Here is a 21,201-nt window from a genome sequence, read left to right on the forward strand (position 1 = left end):
ACCGCGCTAACCTCGGTATGGAAGTCATGCACGAGCGCAACGCTCACAACTTCCCCCTCGACTTAGCTGCAACTGAAGTTGCTCCTGTTGCAATCAGCGCTCCTGCTATCAACGGTTAAGGTTTAGGTAACACGGTTAATTTGTTAGTAATGCTGAACAAAGTCTAACTCATCGTAGCGCTCCCCAAAAAGGAGCGCTTTTTGTTTTGTTTATACAATTAAAACATCTGTTCTTCTTCAAAAAACCACATTTCTGCTAGAAGTGTTAAGCCAATCAACCAAAGAAAGCAAAAAGCTAAAAATATAACTATTCCCATATCTATCATCTCCCATACAATCTATCGCTTTCTTTTCCTTGCTCAACAAAGGAAAAGCCAGCCTGAAAAGACGACAATACCCAAGCTAATAGCTAATGGTCAAAAAGCAATTAGCCATTAGCCATTAGCCATTAGCCATTAGCCATTAGCTATTAGCAGTCTTCACTCTTATTTTTAGATTTCATTTAGGATTGCTGTATTAGCTATCGATCGCTAGGTTAACACTGATAAGAATGAAGGCAGTTTTTTGAAAATAATCTTTATATATTCAAGTACAATTTTTCTGTACCAATGTTGTGCTGCTTGACTTGGAGTTATTGATGTCTGCTGAAAGTAACCCTTTACTGGGAACTTGGAAGTTAATCTCAATCACTGCTACATATCCGGATGGTACTTCCAATTCCGAAGCCTATGGAGAAAACCCCAGAGGTTACATTACCTATACTGATGGGGGAAGGATGATGGTTCTTTTCTCGACAAGCGATCGCAAGCCATTCAGTAGAGATATACTGACACCACTGGCTGTAGATTTAGACTTAGTATCAGTAGAAGAACGCGCACAAGCATTTTCTACGTTTAATGCATATGCAGGTACATATACGCTAAATGGGAACACAGTAACTCATGATATTGAAGTAGCATCAATTCCCAATCGAGTAGGCAAAGATTTAGTTCGCACTTTTACCGTGAACGGGAACCAAGTTACACTCAAAACACAACCTATTATCAGTAACGGTACACTCACGTCCCTTGAGCTAGTCTGGGAACGTCTAGAAGCGTAATTAAAAAAAGGAGCTACAGGACGGAAGCCCCTGAGATTTACCAAATCTTTACTGATGTAGAACACTAGATTTTTATTTTCTCTCAGAAAAATACACGGGCAATAGTGAAGTTGTATGACAAGTGTTCTTTCTGAGGTACATACAATGAAGCCGCAATATCTTATAGCTCCATTGATAACGGTAGGAATAATATCTATATTTGCCAACTACGGACAAGGATATAATTTCTTACATCTTGTCAATAATCCTGCTAGAATCGTCAAAATTCTAAAAAATGAGCACCTAGAAGCTCGTATACCACCAAATCGGGGCATTCCTACCGGTCGGGAAAGTGGCAGTAGCCGTCAATTAAAGTGGGAGAACCAATAAACCAATAAAATTAGCATTCATGCTTAACAAAGACGTCTAATAAAACAATTTTTCTGCCACTTGAAGAATACAGACAAAAATATAAACGTTTTAATAAACAAGTCGAAATTCTTATACCATTTCTGTATAAAGATACATCTAATTAGCCCGCGCAGGCGCTGAGTCCAGCACTGCAGGCGGGTTTCCCCCAACCCCACTTTGTGGGAACTCCAAAACCGCCCTTGTAGCGCCTGCCGTCCACATTTCTAATGTGAGGGAATTCTCAGCGCAACCTCATATAGAATTGGTATTACATCATCAGGATTTGCTAACAGAATTAATAATCCAGTGGCAAAATGTGTTAGTGAGAAAGTAGCAATTGATAACTGGAATGGCGCAAACAGAACGGACTGCTCGAGAAACACAAGAACTCATTTTGGCAACAGCTGAAGCCCATCTCCGACGGTATGGCTACGCCCGAACTACGGTTAGTGAAATTGCGCGTGCTTGTAAAATGTCGCATGCCAACGTTTATCGCTTCTTCAAAACTAAAGCGGATGTTATGGATGCCGTTGTGCAACGTTGGTTTAGCGGTGTTGAACAAGCTTTACAAGAAATGACTCAAAAACCGAATTCTGCTGCGGAGTGCCTCGAAGCCTACGTCTTAGGGCTATATCGGCTCAAACGCGACAAACTAGCCGCTGAGCCAGAACTTTTTGACGCGTATCTTGCCATTCTGGAAGTTGACCGCACGGCACCCAAGCATCACTTGCAGGTGTTATCTTCCATCCTTCAAGGAATTTTGACCCGTGGAGTCGAAAGTGGAGAATTCCAAATTGCCGATCTCTCTCTGGCAACTATCGCAATAAACGCTGCTACCCTTAAATTTCACCACCCCCTGATGATTCGAGAATGTGCTCATGAGCCACTCGAAGAACAGGCGATCGCAGTTGTCAAATTACTCACCGTATCTCTAACAGCAGGAAAAATATAGTCACAACAAGCATTGTGACATTTTTCAATATCTGTTAGTTGTCACATTACTAGCTTGCGTGATACGATAAACTCGTAAAGGTTATTACAAGTTACAAAATTTGTAATTTGTAATGTAATGAGACACAAAGAAATCAAAACTTATGAAATACCGCAAACTTGGAAAATCTGATGCTCAAGTCTCGGCTTTGGGTTTGGGCTGTATGGGTATGTCGGATTTTTATGGTGGAAAGCAAGCGAACGATACCGAAAGCATCGCGACGATTCGTCATGCAATTGAACTCGGCGTAAACTTTCTCGATACAGGAGATTTTTACGGAGTTGGACATAACGAAGAGCTAATTCGCCAAGCAATCAAAGAAGTTCCACGCGATCGCGTTTTTATTGCCGTGAAATTTGGTGCTTTGCGAAACTGGGATGGAAATTTCATTGGTTATGATAACCGCCCTGTCGCTGTGCGTAATTTTCTGGCTTATAGTTTGCAACGTCTGGGAGTAGATTATATCGATTTGTACTATCCAGCCAGAGTCGATCCGAATTTGCCAATTGAAGAAACCATTGGCGCGATCGCAGAACTGATACAGGAGGGCAAAATTCGATACGCCGGACTATCAGAAGCGGGTGCAGATACCTTGCGCCGTGCGGTACGGGTTCATCCCATCGCGATGTTGCAAACCGAATATAGCCTTTGGACGCGGGAACCAGAAACAGATGTATTGCCTGTTTGTCGAGAACTGGGAATTGGATTGGTAGCTTACTCACCTCTCGGACGTGGGTTTTTGACTGGAACGATTCAAAAACCTGAAGACTTTGCACCCGATGATTTCCGCCGTCACCTACCACGGTATCAAGGTGAAAATTTTGAACGCAATTTACAACTTGTGGCAAAAATTAAAGAAATCGCAACTGAAAAAAACTGTACCCCCGCACAACTTGCTCTTGCATGGCTGCTAGCACGAGGCGAAGACATCATACCGATTCCTGGAACAAAACGGCGCGATCGACTTGAAGAGAATCTACAAGCGATCTCAATTGAATTAAGTGATAATGATATGCAGCGAATTGAAGATGCTGCACCGATTGGAGCCACGAGTGGAACGCGCTACCCAGAAGCAGTTATGGACACGGTCAATCGATGAACAGATCGACCGATTTGTCATAATATCCAAATTGGGCTTTAACTTGTTTCTTACACGCCTTTTCCATTAACAAGAATTGTTGGGTTTTGTTCCTCAAACGCCACGCCATCCCCGCACGTGAGTGGCTCCCCAAGCTACCTCTCCCCCCTCTCCCTTGTCCCATCAACAAGAATTGTTAGGTTTTGTTCCTCAAACCAACCCACTCCGTATCACTTAAGGGCTGACACAATGACATAAATCGCTTTTTTCCCAAACAAGTTTTCTGCAAATTTCGCAGGCTTGTTTCTCAATCTCGTCTGAAAGCTCTTCTAAAATTGGGTGATACCGCAGGCGATCGCAAGCGACTTGCAGCCAGTGTTTCCAATCTCCACCCCACCACAGTCGCACCATTCCATCCCAACTTCCACTGACAATTGTTAACCCATCTTGGCTAATGGCAACAGCACTCACGACATCTGCATGTCCTGGGAGGAGGCTATCCACAAGATGACCTTGCCGATCCCACAACCGCACGCAATTGTCGCGAGATCCACTGATGATATACTGACCGTCTGCGCTAACAGCAACGGAATTGGGAAATGAATCTGACAAAGGGCGATCGAGGATAGGTTTACCCTCCCTGTTCCACAATCCTATGGTTTCATCATCACTACTCGTGACAATCGTTTGACCATCAGCACTAATAGCGACTGAATTGACGTAAGCTGAGTGTCCGTCAGAAATTTCCGCAATCTGTTGACCCCAAATATTCCAAATTTGGATGTTAACAACATCACTGATACTCACAATTGTCTTGCCATCAGCACTAATGGCAACTTTTCTGTGAAAGCTTTTTTGACCTTCAAAAAATCGTTCTTCAAGCAAGTTGCCGTGCCCATCCCATACCCGGATCTTATCGACATTCATGTCATCGCTTCCACAAGTGATAATTGTCTTGTCCTTGTCAATAGCGATTGCATTTACCACACCTTGGTATGCTTGAAACTCTCGTAAGAGATTGCCCTGTGAATTCCACAAACGTAAAATTCCATTGTGAGTTCCTGTTACGGGGGCTTCCCCATCAGTACTTATAGCAGCTAACTTGACAGTGCTTTCATGCGGTAGCGGTTGACGAATTGCATCTCTGAGATTCCACAACCAAGCACCACCATCACTCGCACTTACAATAATCTTGCCATCACCACCAACTGCCACTGAGTTAACAGGTGATTTATGCCCTGATAAAACATCAATTTCATCGCCCTGCAAATCCCATAACGTGACTTTACCAAAGTTTCCACAACTTCCTGTAACAGCACATTTTCCATCTGCACTTACAGAAATGTAATTTCCCGAGTATACTTGCTTTTGAATAAGATAGCCCTCTAAGTTCCACAATCGCAGCACAACTGATGGAGTACTTGTTTTACATTGACTGATACAGATAATTTTCCGGCTATCTGATGTAAAAACAACCGATTGCACACCATGTTCTTTCAAATTAATTTCGTCTTCAGTTACGAGAAAATTCTCGATAAATTCTCCTTGAGAACTCCATAACTGAACTTTTCCCGGACTCACGGCATCACCAGTTACAATAAATTGTCCATTAGGGCTAAAAGCGACAGAGTTGATTTTTTCTTCAAAAATGGGAAAATCTTTGATTAACTCGCCTTCGATATTCCATAACCGAACTTTGTTCTGGCTTCCAGTACTAGCAGTAACAATATGTTCTCCATTAAAAGCAACTGAATCAATCTTCTCTTGAGCGATAGAAAAAACTCGAACGAGATCGCCATTCATATTCCATAATTGCACTTTCCCCTCAATATCGGAAGTAGCCGTTAAAATTATTTGACCATCAGGGCTAAAAGCTAGGAAGTTAATATTACCCTCAGGAACGATAAAGTCACTGAGAATGCGACCATCAAGACTCCACAAATGGATTTTACAATTATTGCTAACCGTGACAATTGCTTGACTGTCAGGGCTAAAAACGATGGATTGGATGCGATCGCGTTCGGGAACTCGAAAACTATTAATAAAACTCCCTTGAAAATTCCATAAACTTAATGAGTCGGAGACACTATAAGCGATATACTGTTTGTTAGGGCTAATAGCTACAGCAGATATATCTCCAACTCCCAAAATATCGCGTTCTCTGGCATTTTCCACAGCCGCTCTTAAACTGGATTGTATGGGACTGAGAATTTCGGTAAGTGCTTCTAAATTCTGTCCTAATGCTACGATGGCAAGAGCCAGACTGCTCGCTCCTTGTTTGAGCCTGAGTAGCTGTTCGACGAGATATGCTTGCTGTTGAAGTTCTGCTGTCACTTGATACATCTGGAACTTTTGTTGCTGCTTTTTATTGTTCTCTTGCTCTTGGTTTCTTCTGTTGATGCTAGTTTGAACAAATTCTATTTCTTGCTGATTGAGCCAGTGACCATCTTTAGATTTCAGCAATTCCTCTAAGCGCGTGAGACGGGGATCGTACACCCAAAGATACCCTATTGCGCGATCGTGCTTGTTCCAATCACAAACGGCAAATGTCAACCGTTGCTGCAATATGAGATTTTCATGTTCCTGTCGCTGCCATTTTTCCAACTTGTCCCACTCTCTGACTAAAGCATCATGAGCGGGTTCTACATAAGGTTCTCCTCCAATATCTTGTCCCTTAACAATCAGACGAATTTCAGCAAGATGATTGAGAATTATCTCCACTTGTTTGTTCTCTACCTCAGATGCGTATTGAAGTTCCCATTCAGGGACTCGCCGCCGTGCTAGCTGTCCATCCTCAAGCGTTACCATTCTTAACATGACTCGCCGCAATGTTGCTTGATGGGCTGAGTCAAGCTTGTCGTACTCCTCTGTTGCTCGATGTCTTAACGAACCAACAACTCCTCCCAACGCCTCATAATCTTCTTGAGTTATGGTTCGTCTTTCTTGTGCTACGCATTTTATATAAAGTTCGCTAAGTGTAAACGATAACAGCGATAGCGCTCCGGGCATTTGCCCAACATCATCTATAAGGCGATCGACAAGAGTTGGTGGCTCGAAATCCAACATCTTTTCCATTGCAGGTTTTTCAATGGCTTGACGCAATTCATGTGACTTCATCGCTTTGACTTCAAAGCGTGCTGCATCCCAATAGGATTTTAAAGGAGAATCCGTAAAATAGAATTCAAAGTCAGACCGCAAAGTCAACACAATGTGAAGGCGAGGATCTGTCTCTAAAGCTTGTGCCAGAAAATTTAAGAAACTCTCTCGCTTTTCTTCTGTCTTGCACATTGTCCAGAGTTCCTCAAATTGGTCAACAACCAATAAAAACTTTGCATTAGCCCCAACTGGGTTGTACTGTTGAATCAAGTTAATAAATTGACTCGGTGCTTCTTTAAGCTTTGGTTTGAGGTAAGCAATTTTTTGTCGTTTCTCGGCTTCATCTGGATAAGCATTTCGCAAAACAGCTTCTGCAACTGCTCCAAAGGGCGACTTTGTCGGTCGAACAGTCGGTAAGATATAAAATTCTTCTTCGTGATGAGTTCGCAAGTAAGGGATCAGACCTGCTTTCACCAAACTTGACTTACCAGAACCGGAAACTCCCAAGACCACAGCAAGCTGGTGACGGCGATCGCTAATATGAGTATATAATTGCTTGACCAGTTCATCTCTACCAAAGAACAGGGAAGAATGTTTTTCTTCATAGCTTTTAAGTCCTCGGTATGGATTGTTTTCGGGCTTAAGTGCGGGTGCATCTTCTAAGTTCTCCCGCTTGAAGTGAGGTAGCAGGAAAATATATTCACCTTTGTCATGCTTTTGCAGGGGGAATAGGCTCGGTGTTTGGCTGAGTTTGTGGTCGTCAGCGATCTGCTCCACTTTATCCCGCACATAAGAATAAATTTCCGTTGCCGTGATAATACCATCGCCTCTTTTGAGAGTCGTATCGGCGTAACCTTCTAATGCTTCAAATAATGCACTTGCAAAAGGGGAATGGTCTTGTGTCTGGTCGCTTTCCCTCTTACCAAAAAAACCTAAGAAATCAAGGGCTTTTTGATCGTAAGCAGCAGAGGTAATAGCTTGCCATGCACGAGTCCCAATGAAGCGATCGTAATGTTGCTTGTAAACTTTGGATGCAGGTATGGCGTTGCGATAGGAACTTGAACGAAATGCTCCGGCAAAACAACAGTCTAAAATCACCAGCATATGACGGCATGGCAATTCTATGAGAGCATCATGCAAGTCTTGCATGGGTATAAGATGGTTTTGTGTTTGGAGCAGATTTTCAGTTTTGGCGTCAGTTGGGATAAGGTAACCTCTGCAATGACTATCGTTTTCTATTCCATCTGCAGGTACGATTCCATGTCCGGCAAAATAAAAGAGTATGCGATCGCTCTCTTGAACCTCCACAGTCGTATCGCCTATTGGGAATTTCTTGTTTCTGAAATCGGTCAGCAGAGAGTTTAATCCAGAAAGAGTGGCTTGTGAATTGAGTAGAGTCTTAACTTGATATTGATAGCTTTGTTGAAGAACATTTGCCAGTTTTTCGGCATCAGCAACAGGGGTTGTTAAGGGCGGAACACCATTTGAGTATTCATTAATACCAATAACAACAGCTAAATTACGTTTAAAGTCATATCTAGATTGAGCCATAAATAAACAATCGGCAAATAACTTGATTGAAAGATAACAACTGACCGAACCAATAAAAGTTTAAAAATTAGTTACTTTTTCTTATACGTAAGGATACACGGAGATAGCCCTCTTCTCCGGATATATAACTATGCCTACACAATAAATTCACAATGTTCCAAAATGCACTTCAACTTTCTAGATGCAACAAGTTTAGTATTGCAGGGTTCGGAATTTGCCAACGAATGTCTGCTCACGCTTGATGACGGAAGTATATGGACATTTTCCTTCCGGGCATGGGGTGAATATTTATTTGAGTGGGCAAATCAAAATGAATGGATGCAACAGTTTGGTAACTTTAATGAGACTGCCTTTGCATTTTATTGCGATCAAACCATAAAGGATTATCGACAATGGGCAGACATTGCTTTTGCTGCAATTAAGCAGAAGTGTTCGATTTAAATCCAGTTAGTGAGTTATTTTTAAATGTGTTAATTAATAATGAGGCTAGAACACGATAATCGCCGCCATTGGATAACAGAAATAGCCAAAATCAAGCAGCAGCAAACGTGAAAGGAATGTCATCAAACACCCCTTAGCGTCCATTAGCTCAGCCCATAGTTATTGAAACAACAGCGTTAACTTAGTTTTCTCCGCCTTGCCCTCTTATGCACTCCGGGCTAACCTGAAAATTCTCCCTAGCAACCGTGTTAGAGTGAAACTGAGACCTGAAGACTTAGCAACAGGCACTTAGGACTCTGCACTATTGTAAGAAGTAAACTTAACATAGCCCTATTCGGATGGATTTGAAGCTATTTTTGTGACTTCCTCGACCGATAAATCAACAGCCTTCGCCACTTCGGAGATGCTGTAACCCATACCCAAAAGGCGCTCAGCCGCTTTTAACTTGGTTTGACGTTCCAAGTCTTGGTAAATTCGAGTTTCTTCAATGCTAAGTCCTAACATGGCTTCAACTTCCTCTCTACTTAACGAAGAAAACTTATAAACGGCAATAGTCGTGATGACTTCTATAATTTCGTTTTTTGCCAGTTTACCTGTTTCTTCTAATTCTACTCGCTCAATTAATTGCTTTGCTTGCTCTGCCATCAATTCATCTGGCGCAATCGTCAACTGCATCAAGTTGATGCCTACAGGCTGCTGGCTTGGATCGCCTAACTCCAGAACGATAAATTCGCTGCACTTGGTCGCTGTTGAGAAACATTCTATGAGTTTTTCGATCGCTTGGTTCCAAAGAACGTGATGGAAAAATGACCACACAGAACCAGTCATCATACTGAAAGCGATTCCGATTCAAATACATTATTGATTCAGTAAAAAATCGATAGTAGAGGGCTTCAGGTAGAGTCGAGGGAGAGTATTACCTCTCGCCCCTCTCTTTTAAATCTGGACGTGCGTATTTTTACGCATCCAGCTTCCGATATTCTTAGGGTTAAGGTTTTTGTCGTCGTAAGACCGGGTTGTCCTTCACCGAGGATTATTTTCTAGGTATTCTTCGGTGACTTCCAGACCTACTTGCGTGATTAACGTAGTCTCCTTCCCCTTTTGCTTCATGTGGAGATAATCGTGACAGCTTTCGTGTACTGCTGTCAGGTTTGAGTCCTTCCAGTTTCCATGATTGCCGTCAAAATGATGTAGATTTACCTTTTCTTCTGAGGTCAGTTTGTGACCGCAGTATCCACACGTATGGCTTTGCTTCCTTAATAATCTTGAGGTCATACCGTCATATAGCTTACTGTTGCGTTCACTCCAGTAAACTAAGTCTCCATCAAAAGGTGATTTATTTCTTTTGACTTTAATGTGGCGGTTTTCGGAGTAAGGAACCGATGGGAAAGCTTTATCCAGCAGTTTCTTGCTAGATAGGCAATCTTGTTTGGTTTCTTTGTTGAATACCTTGTAGGTTCTGTATTGTACGTAGTAAAGGCTAAATTTAGAGCCGTCCATTTTACAGAACTTGTGGTATTGTCTCCATCCTCGGACTATCGGGGCTAATTTCTTAGCTTTTTCGTTAGCACCATAATTCGAGTTATTGACAATTTTCTTGACTTTCTTACGGAATGCTTTGAAGTTTTCCTCTGAGGGAGAGCTTCTAAACTTGCCGTTTTGCTGTACTTTGAAGTGCCAGCCTAAAAAGTCAAATCCTGAAGTCGAGGCGGTTAGCTTTGTCTTTTTCTCACTTACCTTTAGTCCTCTTTTTGCTAGGAATTGGCTAATACTGTCAAGTATTTGTTTTTCATCGTCTTCTGGTCGTAGGAAGAATACCGCGTCATCGGCATATCGAACACAGGCGTTCACAATGTCCTTTTCGAGGGTAGTTGCTGTTATTTTGCGTCCTCTGTTGACGTGGTATTTATGTATTTCTTCGATTCCATTCAGGGCGATGTTAGCTAGTAGTGGACTCACCACCCCACCTTGACAGGTACCTTGTTCAGGGAATTCGGGGTTGATTCCGGCTTTGAGGCATCGGAATATCCCTAATTTTAGCCCTAGGGGGGCGATAAGGTTCGACATGATGGATGAGTGATTAATCCGGTCGAAGCACTTTTCTACATCTAGCTCAAGGATTCTCTTGTTGATGCCGTTGGACTTTGATTTGAGATGATCGAACACCTGCTTCTGGGCATCATGGGCGGAGCGCCCTGTTCTAAATCCGTAGCTATTTGCGTGGAAGGTGGCTTCGTGTGCTGGTTCTAGGGCGAATTTTGCTAGGCATTGCCAAGCTCTGTCCTACCCGATGCAGAGGGATTCCGTATCTCGTCTTACCTACCAGGGTTTTCGACCTTTCCCCAGACCTTTGCACCGTTTTTACTCGTTCCGTTCTTTCGATTGTTTTGATGGTTTAGGGCAGTCCACTTTGCCTATCCTCTTCTCGGAAATTACAGCTATTAAAAGAAAGATGCTGTGAGAATTTAGAGGATGAAGTCTACATTTGTTATTCAGGCTGTAGCTCATTTCCTGAGACACTTTTCTAGGACTTGTTTACCCAATGCCACCTTCCCGTTAACGCCAGTGTTGTTACCTGCTTGTTTTACAACTGATTGCGTCCTGTTCCCAGCTTCAGTCTCCATAATTTCGAGTATGTTTACTGTGGGCAGGTAGGGGGTCAGTTGTCTCCTCAAGGGTAGGGCTTGCCGTTCTAGGTTACTTGGCTCACCTACATCAAAAGAACAGTTATACATTTTTGAAATCTACTTTCAAAAATCTACCTTAGCCATACATCCCTGATTTCTAGGGGTTCCTGCTAAAAACGAGCCGCACTCTTTTTGAAATTGGACTTCAGCAAAAAAGATAATTTTAGGTGTTGTACCTTCTGGAGGTAAAAAGACCCCATCAATGCGAAAGCCAGTTTCTTTGACTTCAACCGACTCAAATCTATAATTCTGCGCTTGTTGAGGAGGGTCATTAACCAGTTCAAAAAGTAACCCAGGAAAACGTTTGAATATTTGGTAATAAATGGAGTCTCGTTTCACTTTAGTGAGTTATTTTTAAATGTGTTAATTAATATTGAGAGTAAGTTATGAATGCTGAAGAGTTGTACAGGCATTATGCCACTGGTGAAAGAAATTTCTCTGGTATTGACTTGAGTAATGTCAACCTTAACATTGCTGGAATTAATCAATACGACCCCACTAAGAATAATCTTAGTGGCATCAATTTGAGTGGTGCTAATCTGACTAGAACCAAGATGATCTGCGTCAATTTGAGCGGTGCTAATCTGAGGGATGCCTATTTGGGACGTGCTACCTTGACTGGTGCTAACCTCACTAATGCTGATTTAAGAAATGCCGACTTTGATTGTACCGATCTCGAAGGCGTTAAGCTGATTAATGCCAATCTGCGTAATGCCCATCTTGGTGCTGTCATATTGTATGGAGCTGACTTGACTAATGCTGACTTGTTCGGTGCTAGCCTTACTACTGCTGATGCCAGATATCTCACTTTGTGCAACACCATTATGCCAGATGGTACTGTTAGAACTGAGTTCATTGATACTGAGTGATTGAGCTACTGATTCTGTATCGGCTGGGAAAGATGACGCAATTGGGATGAGAACAGGACCTAAATAATCTTCAATGCTTTATAGAGATACACCCAAACAACTTAGTAAAAGTTCTTAATACTTTGCCAGATCGCTGAACAACCCCTAATACCTATCAGCAGCATTGTAATTGAGCCATGAGACTGGGTAGATTCTGACAGGAATGACTTTGTTGTTTTCGGTAAGCTTTTGGGGTTGTGCCAGTCAATTTGCGAAAGTGTTTGGTGAAGTGCGTCTGGTTGGCGAATCCACATTCTAACGCAACATTCGTGATAGTTAGTTTTTGCTGTTTCAACAAATGTTTTGCTTTTTCGATGCGTTGTTGCAGCACATACTGATAAGGAGAAACCCCCATTGATTGTTTAAACAAATGGCAGAAGTGACACTGACTTATGTCAAGATGTTGGGCAATTGTCTCCAGCGAAATCTTTTCACCCAAATGCTGCTCAATGTACTCAATCGCCTGCTTCAACTTATGATTTGGCAATTTACCAGTGTAAGCTTTCAGAAAGCGATCGCGAGTGCAGGAATCGCGCAAAAAGTGAGCTGCTAAAAAGGTGTTGGCAAGTTCCGCGTAGCGTTTTCTTTCAATGCTACCTGTTTCCAGTTCTGACTTGAGGGCAACACCAATAGTTAGGATCGCGGTATCAAATTGAGTAAAACGATGTTCCTGGTAAGCTCTTGGCGTTATTCCAATGAGTTGGCGGAAGTGCTTGGTGAAATGGGTCTGGTTGGTAAACCCACATTTTAATGCCACATCTGTGACGCTAAGTTCTTTGTGTTTTAGGAGCTGTTTTGCCTTTTCTATACGCTGCTGTAGAACGTATTGGTACGGAGACACACCCATCGACTGCTTAAACAAATGGCAGAAATAATACTGGCTCATACATAAATGCTGAGCGATCGCCCCTAAGGAAATCTCTTCACTCAGATGCTCCTGAATGTAGGCAATAGCTTCTCTCAAGCGATATTTCGACAATCCACTACTATATTCTGAAAAAGAGTGAGTGTGGGTGCAATAATGACGCAACAAATGAGATGCTAGGAATGTTGTAGCAGCCTCCACATAGAGCCGTCCTTTGATGCCATTAGTTTCTAGCTCGGCTTTGAGAGCGAAAGCTATATTGGAGATAACTGGATCGAGTTTGGCAAATTGTGGGATAAGTTCAACGCGATCGCCATCCACCATTTCACGAGCAAGTTGAGTGAGGTAAGCAGGCTCAAGAATGAGTAAGGTAAATTCTAATTCCCGATCCCAGGTAACTTGGTGTAATACACTGGCAGGAACAATAACGCAACTTCCATGAATTAAATCTTCTTGTTGTCGGTTTCCTGCCAAACACCTTTTCGAGCGAGCCATCTCCCACCCAGGATGGTGAACAATGACATGATGATTGAGTATGTGTTCGGGAGATTCGGAGGCTGGTTGATGGTGGTGTTGAACGTAAATTCCACTCCAGCCGAGTTCATCACTCCTTAACAGGGGTTGGCGCGGAAGAATTGTCGAAACAGATTGTTTTTGAGTAAAATCAACTGTTAATTTTGGTGCGTCTAACATGGCTTGCTCCGATTGACCTTAGGCTTATTTCAATCAGAACCAGAGACACCTTGAGTTACCGAAGGCTCGCAAGCGCATAAACTTGATAATTCTCTGAATGCTTGTACTCGCATAAATTAAGTAATTTTTCACGTGTGAGTGGATTATAAACGGCAAAATTAGTCCCTGGCTTGTCTAATCTTGCCAAAATGGTGAGGCTCGCAAGTACAGTCTGCTTCCATCAATCAATGTGCTTGATAAGAGTACTCGGTGGAAGTTCATCATGCTGGGAATGAATGGGTCTGGTGCGTTCTCTGAGAGAACTTCCACCGCGATCGGCAACAACAGCTTGAATTTCTGCCACTATTGAAAGAGCAATTTCTTCTGGAGTATTAGCACCAATGTCGAGACCAACCGGACCGTAAAGGCGCTGCAATTGGTCTGGTGTAGAAATGAATCCTGAGGCTTGTAAGTCTTGAAGCAATCTTTCTCGTCGAGTTTTCGGTCCCAACAGACCAATATACTGTAGGGGAGATAACAATAAAATTCTTAACAATTCTAAATCTTGGAGGTATTTATGGGTCATCACCACAGCAACCATACGTGAATTGAAACTGAAGTGAGTTTCAAGGTTTTCTGGATCGCAAAAGATGATATCATCCGCATTGGGAAAGCGATCGCGAGTGGTATAACCGGGTCGATTATCAATGACTGTCACGTGCCAACCCAGCTGCTTGGCACAATCAACGACGGGAATAGCATCGTGACCCGTTCCAAAGACGAGCAAGGGGAGGGGTGGTTGAATCACTTCGAGAAGGACTTCAACACACCCGTTGGCGAGTGAATACGCTTTTACAAGCGATCGCCCGTTTTTGAGAACCTGTTGAGCATCTTGCAAAACCTTTTGAGCGAACTCACGGTCTTGAATATCCGTAGCTACAGCACCATCTTGTTTTAAAAACAACCGAGAGGCAACTTTTACTTGGGTGTCTCCCCGAACATCAAAGACGGTTGCGATCGCTCCCGATTGATTCTGAAGAAAACACTCAGAGATAAACTCAAGTTGATTGCTAGCAGATGCATCAGCCAGAGATTCGATCAATACGCTGACAACTCCGTTACAGCCAAGACCAAAGCCCCAAACAATATCCTCGCTAGATGTTGTATCGTATTTTACAACTAACGGCTCGCCTGAGTAAAACATCAACGGTTGCGATCGTTCAAAAACATTGCTTTCCAAACACCCACCGCTGATAGCACCGATTGTGTAACCGTCATCTGCAAGTAACATCCGTGCGCCCGGTTTGCGATAAACTGAACCGCTTGTTTTAACAACAGTAGCAAGAGCAGTACGCTGACCGCTTTGTTTATACTGCTTAAAGGCTTTGATAATGTTTTGCAGTTCTTTCATGGCTGTAATCGTTGACTAATACTAAATCCGCGTCTTATACCCCCCTTTATAATTTAGTCCGCGCAGGCGGTGAGTCCAGTCCTGCAGGCGGGTTTCCCGCCGTAGGGAACTGGCGAACCCGGAGGGACTTCGTTTGTATAGCCGTGATTTCTAATCACTAGGGCTTATTGGAGTTATAAAAATGGATTTGGTATAATATCCTTCGCAGTTTCTCATACGAATGTTTAACGATCGAGAAGGCTCATCATCTGCGGAGCATAGCGATCGCCCGATGTCCCTCCCACAGGCGCAACTCGATCTATTTGTGCCAATTCCTCCACACTCAAGCTAATATCAGCTGCTGCTGCATTCTCCTCAACATATGCCCTGCGTTTGGTACCGGGGATGGGTACAATATCATCCCCTTGGTGCAACAACCAAGCTAACGCAATTTGTCCGGGTGTTGCATTTTTAGATTGGGCGATTTGGTTAACGCGATCGACAATTCTCATGTTTATTTCAAAATTCTCACCCTGGAAACGGGGATCGTGCCGACGATAATCATCGTCTGCACACTCTTCAGCCCGTTTGACCTGTCCTGTAAGAAAGCCGCGTCCGAGCGGGCTGTAGGGAACAAAACCAATTCCCAAGTCTCTTACAGTTGGCAGAACTTGTTTTTCAGGATTCCTTTCCCAAAGAGAGTACTCGGATTGCAAAGCACTGATGGGGTGGACTGCATGGGCGCGACGGATAGTTTCTGGGCTAGCTTCTGATAGTCCTAAGTAGCGAACTTTACCTTGCTTTACCAATTCTGCCATTGCACCAACGGTTTCTTCAATTGGCACTGTCTTATCCACTCGGTGTTGGTAAAACAAGTCGATGCAGTCCACTCCCAATCTTTGTAAAGAAGCATCGCAGACGCGCCGAACATTTTCTGGCGTGCTGTCTAGACCGGCTATCTTACCACTCTCATCCATCTTGAAACCAAACTTAGTAGCAATAATGACTTTATCTCTACGGTCTTTGATAGCCCGACCCACTAATTGCTCGTTGGCAAATGGTCCATAAACCTCCGCAGTGTCCAAAAAGTTGATACCTAATTCAAGAGCGCGGTGAATTGTTTGAATTGACTCAGCTTCATCTCTACTACCATATGCCCAACTCATACCCATACAACCGAGTCCGATATCTGAGACTTCCAATCCTTGTTTTCCCAGTCTTCGTGTTTTCATAAGGATTTCTCCTAAGGTAATAGATCCACTCTTGTTGCTATGTTAGTCAAATGCAACACATTTTGCTCAAACCAGTTGCTCTCACTCTTTACGGTAATTGATTACTTGATGTCATAAATATATTAAGTATCTGAGGCTACAAGTAGAAACGCTCGACACAATAAAACCTCGAAGTTAAGCGCTCTGCATGCGTTTGTCATAATTTATGCATTAACTATCCATTTTGATAGAAGCAACTAAAAATTTTCTTAACTACAACCTAAATAACACTTTGTGCAACTAACGTTCGTTACCGCACCACTTTCCATGTTGATCTGCCTTGATACCCATATCCCCTTTCCTCGTCCTTTGGTTTATGCCACTTATCGCGACAAGCTAACAGAACTTGTACCTTATATGTCAAAAATCAGACAAATTAAGTTCAAATCAAGCCAAGAGCAAGACGAGCTTTTATATTTAGTACATGATTGGTATGGTGGTGCTAATATTCCTGCATTAGCGCGTGCTTTCCTCAGCGAAGATTTACTCAATTGGACAGAAGATTCTATTTGGAATAATTCTGAATACACAACCACTTGGCACATCAATACTCATGTTTTTACTGAAGCCGTTCGTTGTACTGGCAAAAATCAATTTTTTGAAGATGATAAAGGAACGCTCATCCAAAGCAGGGGCGAACTTATTATCGATCCACAACAGATAAAGGGTACACCACAGCAGTTAACAGTGGCGATCGCCCGTGTCATTGAAAATTCACTAGGGAAACAGATTGCACCTAATTTCCAACAAATGAGTGTGGGAGTTTGTAACTACTTAAAAGAGAATTTTTAAAACTGACTTTCTATGATTCCTTCTGCTTCATGAACCAAAGAACGTAATGTTTCAAGAGTTTCTCCTGACACATTTTCCCACAAACCCCGTTGGTGAGCTTCTAATAATCTTTCTGCCATATCCCGCAACACCCAAGGATTATTTTGTTGAATAAATTGTTGAACTGTTTCATCAAATAAATAAGCCTCAGCTATTCCTTGATACATAAAATCAGCAACACAGTTAGTCGTAGCATCAAAAGCAAATAAATAATCTAGAGTTGCTGCCATTTCAAAGGCTCCTTTATAACCGTGACGCATGGCTCCTGCAATCCATTTTGGATTCACAACCCTAGAGCGATAAACGCGAGTTATTTCTTCTGTAAGCTTGCGGATTTTTGGTTGTTGGGGACGAGAATTATCGCCAAAATAAGTGACGGGAAGTTTTGCAGACACCGATCTAACAGCAACGGTTAAACCGCCTTGAAATTGATAGTAATCATCGGAGTCTAATAGATCGTGCTCTCGATTATCTTGGTTCTGCAAAACAATTTGCATATTGTGTAACCTTTGGGTAAAAGCTTCTGGTACAAATTTACCCTCAGCTTTACGGGTGTAAGCATAGGCGCTCCAATTAATATAAGCACGAGCTAAATCATCTTCATTTGTCCAGTTTTGTGATTCAATTAAACCTTGTAACCCAGCACCATAAGCGCTGGGTTTTGAACCAAAAATTCGATAGAGCGATCGCGCTTTTGCTTGTTCTGCTGTCAATCCTTCAGTTTGCCAAAACTCTGTTTCTGTTTTCACTTTTGCAGCTAAAGGATTTATATCTTCAGGCTCATCTAAATGAGCAACAGCCGTGACAGCACTATCAAATAAATCCATTAAATTTGGGAAAGCATCGCGGAAAAAACCGGAAACTCTTAAAGTCACATCTACACGCGGACGACCTAAAATTGAAGGGGGCAAAATTTCAAAATCTACAACTCTTCTAGAAATACCATCCCAAACGGGTTTGACTCCTAATAGCGCCAAAGCTTCTGCAATATCATCGCCTCCAGTTCGCATAGTTGAAGTTCCCCAAACAGATAAACCTAATGTTTGAGGGTATTCTCCGTGTTCTTGTGTATATCTTTCTATTAATATTTCTGCAGCTTGACTCCCTACATCCCAAGCAGTCTCTGTAGGAATAGCACGAATATCGACAGAGTAAAAATTCCGTCCTGTGGGTAATACCTCCGGTCTTCCCCTCGTTGGAGCACCAGATGCGCCACTCGCCACATATTTGCCATCTAATCCTCGTAATAAATTAATAATCTCTTTTTCTGTTTGTCTGAGTGCTTTTAAGAGAAAATTCTGAATCCATCTTAACTCTTGAGTTGTTGTTTTACCGCTTTGCGGGATTTCTTCATTTTCAATGATATAAGTGACGAGATCTGATGCACAATCTTCAAGGATTTGAATAACATCACCTATGATTCGGCAGTTTTTCAGCTTTTGATATCTTTCACTGAGTTCTCTTAATCCCTCCTTGTAAAGGGAGGAACCGTCTGAAGCTCCCGCTTCTCCATCGGATGGGGATTGGGGTGGAGTCAAATCTGAAGTTGCAGTTCCCACCTCCCGGTAAAATGAGGTTTCGGGTAGGGTCAAAGTAGGAAAATTAATCTCAAATGCTTGACTGAAATCTACAGTTAAAGGATCGAAATCTAATTGCCAATCTATCGCGATCGCCCTCGTCAATCCCAATCTACCAACACCGGGATTTCTGGCAATAGCAACAATTAAATCTCGTAATTGTTTTCCTGATGGACATTGACCAAAAATATGCAAACCATCCCGAATTTGAGCTTCTTTTAATTCACAAAGATAACCATCAGCTGCATTGAGAAATGAAGAAAGAGTCGATTTATCGAAACGAGAAATATCAATCCCCAAATCTTGATGAAGATGCTCCCGCTCGATTAATTGAGTTATGCGATCGCTAATTGCAGGTAATCGTGATGGCTCTAAACTTTGAGCTTCATAATACTCATCGATCAATCCTTCCAAAGAGTATAAATTACCATATAATTCCGCACGAGTCATGGGTGGAGTTAAATGGTCGATAATCGTTGCTTGAGAACGTCTTTTGGCTTGCGAACCTTCACCCGGATCGTTAACAATGAAAGGGTAGAGATGGGGAATTGCTCCCAAGACGGCTTCTGGATAGCAATTCTCAGACAGTGCTACACTTTTGCCTGGTAACCATTCCAAGTTACCATGTTTGCCAACATGAACAATCGCATTTGCACCAAAAGACTCAACCAGCCAATGGTAAAAAGCCAAATAGCTGTGGGGAGGCTCCAAATCGGGTGCGTGATAATTCAAAGATGGATCGCGATCGTAACCCCGTGAAGGTTGTATTCCCACAAATATATTCCCTAACTGTATACCCGAAATGGGCAATGAATCGGTTTCTTCAGGGAAACCCCAACGGTTTTTTAGTCCTTCTTGTACTGCTTCAGGTAAACTATAAAGATGCTCTAGATATTTCTGCAAAGACAAAGATTGCCGTACTTCTCGGAATGGGTATCCCTCTAAATCGTTAGTGACACCAGTTGTTAATAATTGAATTAATTCCTCTCCCGTATTGGGAATATTATCCACATAATATCCTGCTAACTGTAAAGCCTTCAGAATTTCAATGCAACTTGCGGGTGTGTCCAATCCCACACCATTTGCCAAGCGTCCATCACGATTGGGATAATTAGCTAATATTAAGGCAATCTTGCGATTTTGTGGTGGAGTATGCCGTAATTTTACCCAATTTGCAGCCAAATCTGCCACAAATTCAATCCGAGAAGCAACAGGTTCGTAGCTGACAACATCAGTTTGCAGTAAAGGGCTGGGAGTTTTGACTGCTTTAAAAGAGACGGCTCTAGTAATAATTCTGCCATCCACTTCCGGTAAAGCCACATTCATTGCGATATCCCTTGGTGTGAGTCCGGAAGAACCAGATTCCCAGTGTTCGCGACTGCTACCGCTAAGAATGACTTGTAACACTGGTATATCTAATTGTTCCCAAAGTTCTACTTGTGGTGTTTCTGCTTCTAATTTTGCTAGAGCAAAACTAGTTGTATTTAATAAGAGGTCTATCTTTTGACTGCAATATTTTAACAACTCCGCTTGGACATCTGGCTCTCTTAAAGAAGAAACAAAAATAGGAATTGCTGTAAGATTTCTTTGTGCTAGAGCTTGACAAAGTGCATCAATGACTGATGTATTTCCAGCTAAATAATGAGACCGATAAAAGATGATACCAATAACACCGATTTGAGAATCTGGTTTGCGTACAGGAATGAAATTATTCTCTACTTGAGTGTAGATAATGCGATCGCTGGGTGAATATGTTCCCACACGAGGAACTGGTTGGGGTAAATTAAAGGTGTAGGTGCAACCGAGAAAAGTTGTAGCGATAAATTTGAGACTGTTAAGATAATTTTCCGTACCGCCTTCATTGAAATACTGCCATATCTGATTGGCGTCTACTAAAGAAACATTAGAGCAACTTATGAGATTGAGATCGGGTCGTTCGTCTCCTGGTAAGACAATTAATTTTGCGCCTGTCTGTTTAACCGTCTGTTCAACAACTTCCAATCCATAACTCCAATAAGCTCTACCGCCAAGCAACCGTAAAATAATCACTTCCGCCGCACTCAACACATCTTCAGCATACATATCAATTGTCAGTTGTTGCTGGAGTTGTAGTAAATTGACAACCCGTAACTGTAGAAATTCTGAGGGTAATTGAGTAACAGCAACAGATAAAGTTTGAATGTCGGTATCCGCAGCCGTAATTAAAACAATAGGTGCTGGTTGTTGCTCGATCGCCATCACGCCTTCTGCTGATGGATTCCAACCTCCTGGTGTAGTTGCAAGACGATGCATAAGTTTTAAGTAAAGGCTCTCCCGACTTTGAGTGAGAGCAGTTTAGCACAAGAGCAGAACATT

13 protein-coding genes and 4 pseudogenes are annotated in these 21,201 nt (G+C 42.4%); 8 read left to right on the forward strand and 9 right to left on the reverse strand.

The genetic code is table 11. The annotated features are described in order from the left end of the window. The 5 genes and pseudogenes from AB0756_RS27505 to AB0756_RS27525 all read left to right on the forward strand — a co-directional run. Nucleotides 1-119, forward strand: a pseudogene (locus tag AB0756_RS27505) (photosystem II q(b) protein); the annotation flags it as partial. A gap of 517 nt (nt 120-636) precedes the next feature. After that, entirely contained in the window at nt 637-1,098 is a 462-nt protein-coding gene (locus AB0756_RS27510) for a lipocalin-like domain-containing protein (protein ID WP_050045694.1), read from the forward strand. A gap of 144 nt (nt 1,099-1,242) precedes the next feature. After that, nucleotides 1,243-1,467 (forward strand): hypothetical protein, encoded by a 225-nt coding sequence (locus tag AB0756_RS27515; protein WP_137986265.1) that lies wholly within the window; start codon nt 1,243-1,245, stop codon nt 1,465-1,467. Between the two features lie 370 nt (nt 1,468-1,837). Then, on the forward strand, nt 1,838-2,440 hold the full coding sequence (locus AB0756_RS27520; RefSeq protein ID WP_050045693.1) for a TetR family transcriptional regulator: 603 nt from the start codon (nt 1,838-1,840) through the stop codon (nt 2,438-2,440). A 142-nt stretch (nt 2,441-2,582) separates the two neighbouring features. After that, entirely contained in the window at nt 2,583-3,578 is a 996-nt protein-coding gene (locus tag AB0756_RS27525; protein WP_038092135.1) for an aldo/keto reductase, read from the forward strand. 213 nt (nt 3,579-3,791) lie between these two features. On the opposite strand, the gene AB0756_RS27530 is transcribed toward AB0756_RS27525, so the two are convergent. After that, nucleotides 3,792-8,204 (reverse strand): nSTAND1 domain-containing NTPase, encoded by a 4,413-nt coding sequence (locus AB0756_RS27530; RefSeq protein ID WP_050045692.1) that lies wholly within the window; start codon nt 8,202-8,204, stop codon nt 3,792-3,794. 162 nt (nt 8,205-8,366) lie between these two features. Here AB0756_RS27530 and AB0756_RS27535 point away from each other — a divergent pair, with 162 nt between their 5' ends. Continuing rightward, nucleotides 8,367-8,645, forward strand: a complete 279-nt coding sequence (locus AB0756_RS27535; RefSeq protein ID WP_038092133.1) for a hypothetical protein — start codon at nt 8,367-8,369, stop codon at nt 8,643-8,645. 330 nt (nt 8,646-8,975) lie between these two features. Here the strand turns inward: AB0756_RS27535 and AB0756_RS27540 are convergent. The 4 genes and pseudogenes from AB0756_RS27540 to AB0756_RS27555 all read right to left on the reverse strand — a co-directional run. Further along, nucleotides 8,976-9,540 (reverse strand): annotated as a pseudogene (locus tag AB0756_RS27540) (DUF2887 domain-containing protein); the annotation flags it as partial. 203 nt (nt 9,541-9,743) lie between these two features. Continuing rightward, nucleotides 9,744-10,928 (reverse strand): annotated as a pseudogene (locus AB0756_RS27545) (reverse transcriptase domain-containing protein); the annotation flags it as partial. Between the two features lie 221 nt (nt 10,929-11,149). Continuing rightward, nucleotides 11,150-11,380, reverse strand: coding sequence for a hypothetical protein (locus tag AB0756_RS27550; protein WP_050045691.1), 231 nt, complete (start codon nt 11,378-11,380; stop codon nt 11,150-11,152). Between the two features lie 78 nt (nt 11,381-11,458). After that, nucleotides 11,459-11,671: pseudogene (locus AB0756_RS27555) on the reverse strand (DUF2887 domain-containing protein); the annotation flags it as partial. Between the two features lie 47 nt (nt 11,672-11,718). Between AB0756_RS27555 and AB0756_RS27560 the strand changes: the two are divergent. Continuing rightward, nucleotides 11,719-12,201 carry a pentapeptide repeat-containing protein gene (locus AB0756_RS27560; RefSeq protein ID WP_038092129.1) on the forward strand — a complete coding sequence of 161 codons (483 nt, stop codon included), beginning with the start codon at nt 11,719-11,721 and terminating at the stop codon, nt 12,199-12,201. A gap of 154 nt (nt 12,202-12,355) precedes the next feature. Here the strand turns inward: AB0756_RS27560 and AB0756_RS27565 are convergent, their stop codons facing one another. The 3 genes from AB0756_RS27565 to AB0756_RS27575 all read right to left on the reverse strand — a co-directional run bounded on the left by AB0756_RS27565 (nt 12,356) and on the right by AB0756_RS27575 (nt 16,399). Next, complete coding sequence (locus tag AB0756_RS27565) at nt 12,356-13,798, reverse strand: AraC family transcriptional regulator (protein ID WP_050045690.1); 1,443 nt, start codon at nt 13,796-13,798, stop codon at nt 12,356-12,358. 220 nt (nt 13,799-14,018) lie between these two features. Beyond that, the gene (locus tag AB0756_RS27570) at nt 14,019-15,188 is read right to left on the reverse strand and encodes an XdhC family protein (RefSeq protein WP_038092127.1); all 1,170 of its coding nucleotides are present in this window, start codon (nt 15,186-15,188) and stop codon (nt 14,019-14,021) included. Between the two features lie 224 nt (nt 15,189-15,412). Beyond that, a complete protein-coding gene (locus tag AB0756_RS27575) occupies nt 15,413-16,399 on the reverse strand; it encodes an aldo/keto reductase (RefSeq protein ID WP_050045689.1) in 987 nt (328 codons plus the stop codon). A gap of 306 nt (nt 16,400-16,705) precedes the next feature. On the opposite strand from AB0756_RS27575, the gene AB0756_RS27580 reads away from it, so the two are divergent. Then, a complete protein-coding gene (locus AB0756_RS27580; protein WP_038075265.1) occupies nt 16,706-17,230 on the forward strand; it encodes a hypothetical protein in 525 nt (174 codons plus the stop codon). Here the strand turns inward: AB0756_RS27580 and cobN are convergent. Further along, entirely contained in the window at nt 17,227-21,138 is a 3,912-nt protein-coding gene (gene cobN, locus AB0756_RS27585) for a cobaltochelatase subunit CobN (protein WP_038075260.1), read from the reverse strand. The two genes, AB0756_RS27580 and cobN, sit on opposite strands and share 4 nt — an antisense overlap. Between the last annotated feature and the right edge of the window lie 63 nt (nt 21,139-21,201).

It is taken from the genome of Tolypothrix campylonemoides VB511288_2 (assembly GCF_045999855.1).
GTDB classification, from domain to species: domain Bacteria; phylum Cyanobacteriota; class Cyanobacteriia; order Cyanobacteriales; family Nostocaceae; genus Scytonema; species Scytonema bouteillei_A.

Coding starts and splice junctions, on each gene's coding strand:
- AB0756_RS27510 (WP_050045694.1), top strand. CDS start 637: ATGTCTGCTGAAAGTAACCCTTTACTGGGAACTTGGAAGTTAATCTCA.
- AB0756_RS27515 (WP_137986265.1), top strand. CDS start 1,243: ATGAAGCCGCAATATCTTATAGCTCCATTGATAACGGTAGGAATAATA.
- AB0756_RS27520 (WP_050045693.1), top strand. CDS start 1,838: ATGGCGCAAACAGAACGGACTGCTCGAGAAACACAAGAACTCATTTTG.
- AB0756_RS27525 (WP_038092135.1), top strand. CDS start 2,583: ATGAAATACCGCAAACTTGGAAAATCTGATGCTCAAGTCTCGGCTTTG.
- AB0756_RS27530 (WP_050045692.1), bottom strand. CDS start 8,204: ATGGCTCAATCTAGATATGACTTTAAACGTAATTTAGCTGTTGTTATT.
- AB0756_RS27535 (WP_038092133.1), top strand. CDS start 8,367: ATGCACTTCAACTTTCTAGATGCAACAAGTTTAGTATTGCAGGGTTCG.
- AB0756_RS27550 (WP_050045691.1), bottom strand. CDS start 11,380: ATGTATAACTGTTCTTTTGATGTAGGTGAGCCAAGTAACCTAGAACGG.
- AB0756_RS27560 (WP_038092129.1), top strand. CDS start 11,719: ATGAATGCTGAAGAGTTGTACAGGCATTATGCCACTGGTGAAAGAAAT.
- AB0756_RS27565 (WP_050045690.1), bottom strand. CDS start 13,798: ATGTTAGACGCACCAAAATTAACAGTTGATTTTACTCAAAAACAATCT.
- AB0756_RS27570 (WP_038092127.1), bottom strand. CDS start 15,188: ATGAAAGAACTGCAAAACATTATCAAAGCCTTTAAGCAGTATAAACAA.
- AB0756_RS27575 (WP_050045689.1), bottom strand. CDS start 16,399: ATGAAAACACGAAGACTGGGAAAACAAGGATTGGAAGTCTCAGATATC.
- AB0756_RS27580 (WP_038075265.1), top strand. CDS start 16,706: ATGTTGATCTGCCTTGATACCCATATCCCCTTTCCTCGTCCTTTGGTT.
- cobN (WP_038075260.1), bottom strand. CDS start 21,138: ATGCATCGTCTTGCAACTACACCAGGAGGTTGGAATCCATCAGCAGAA.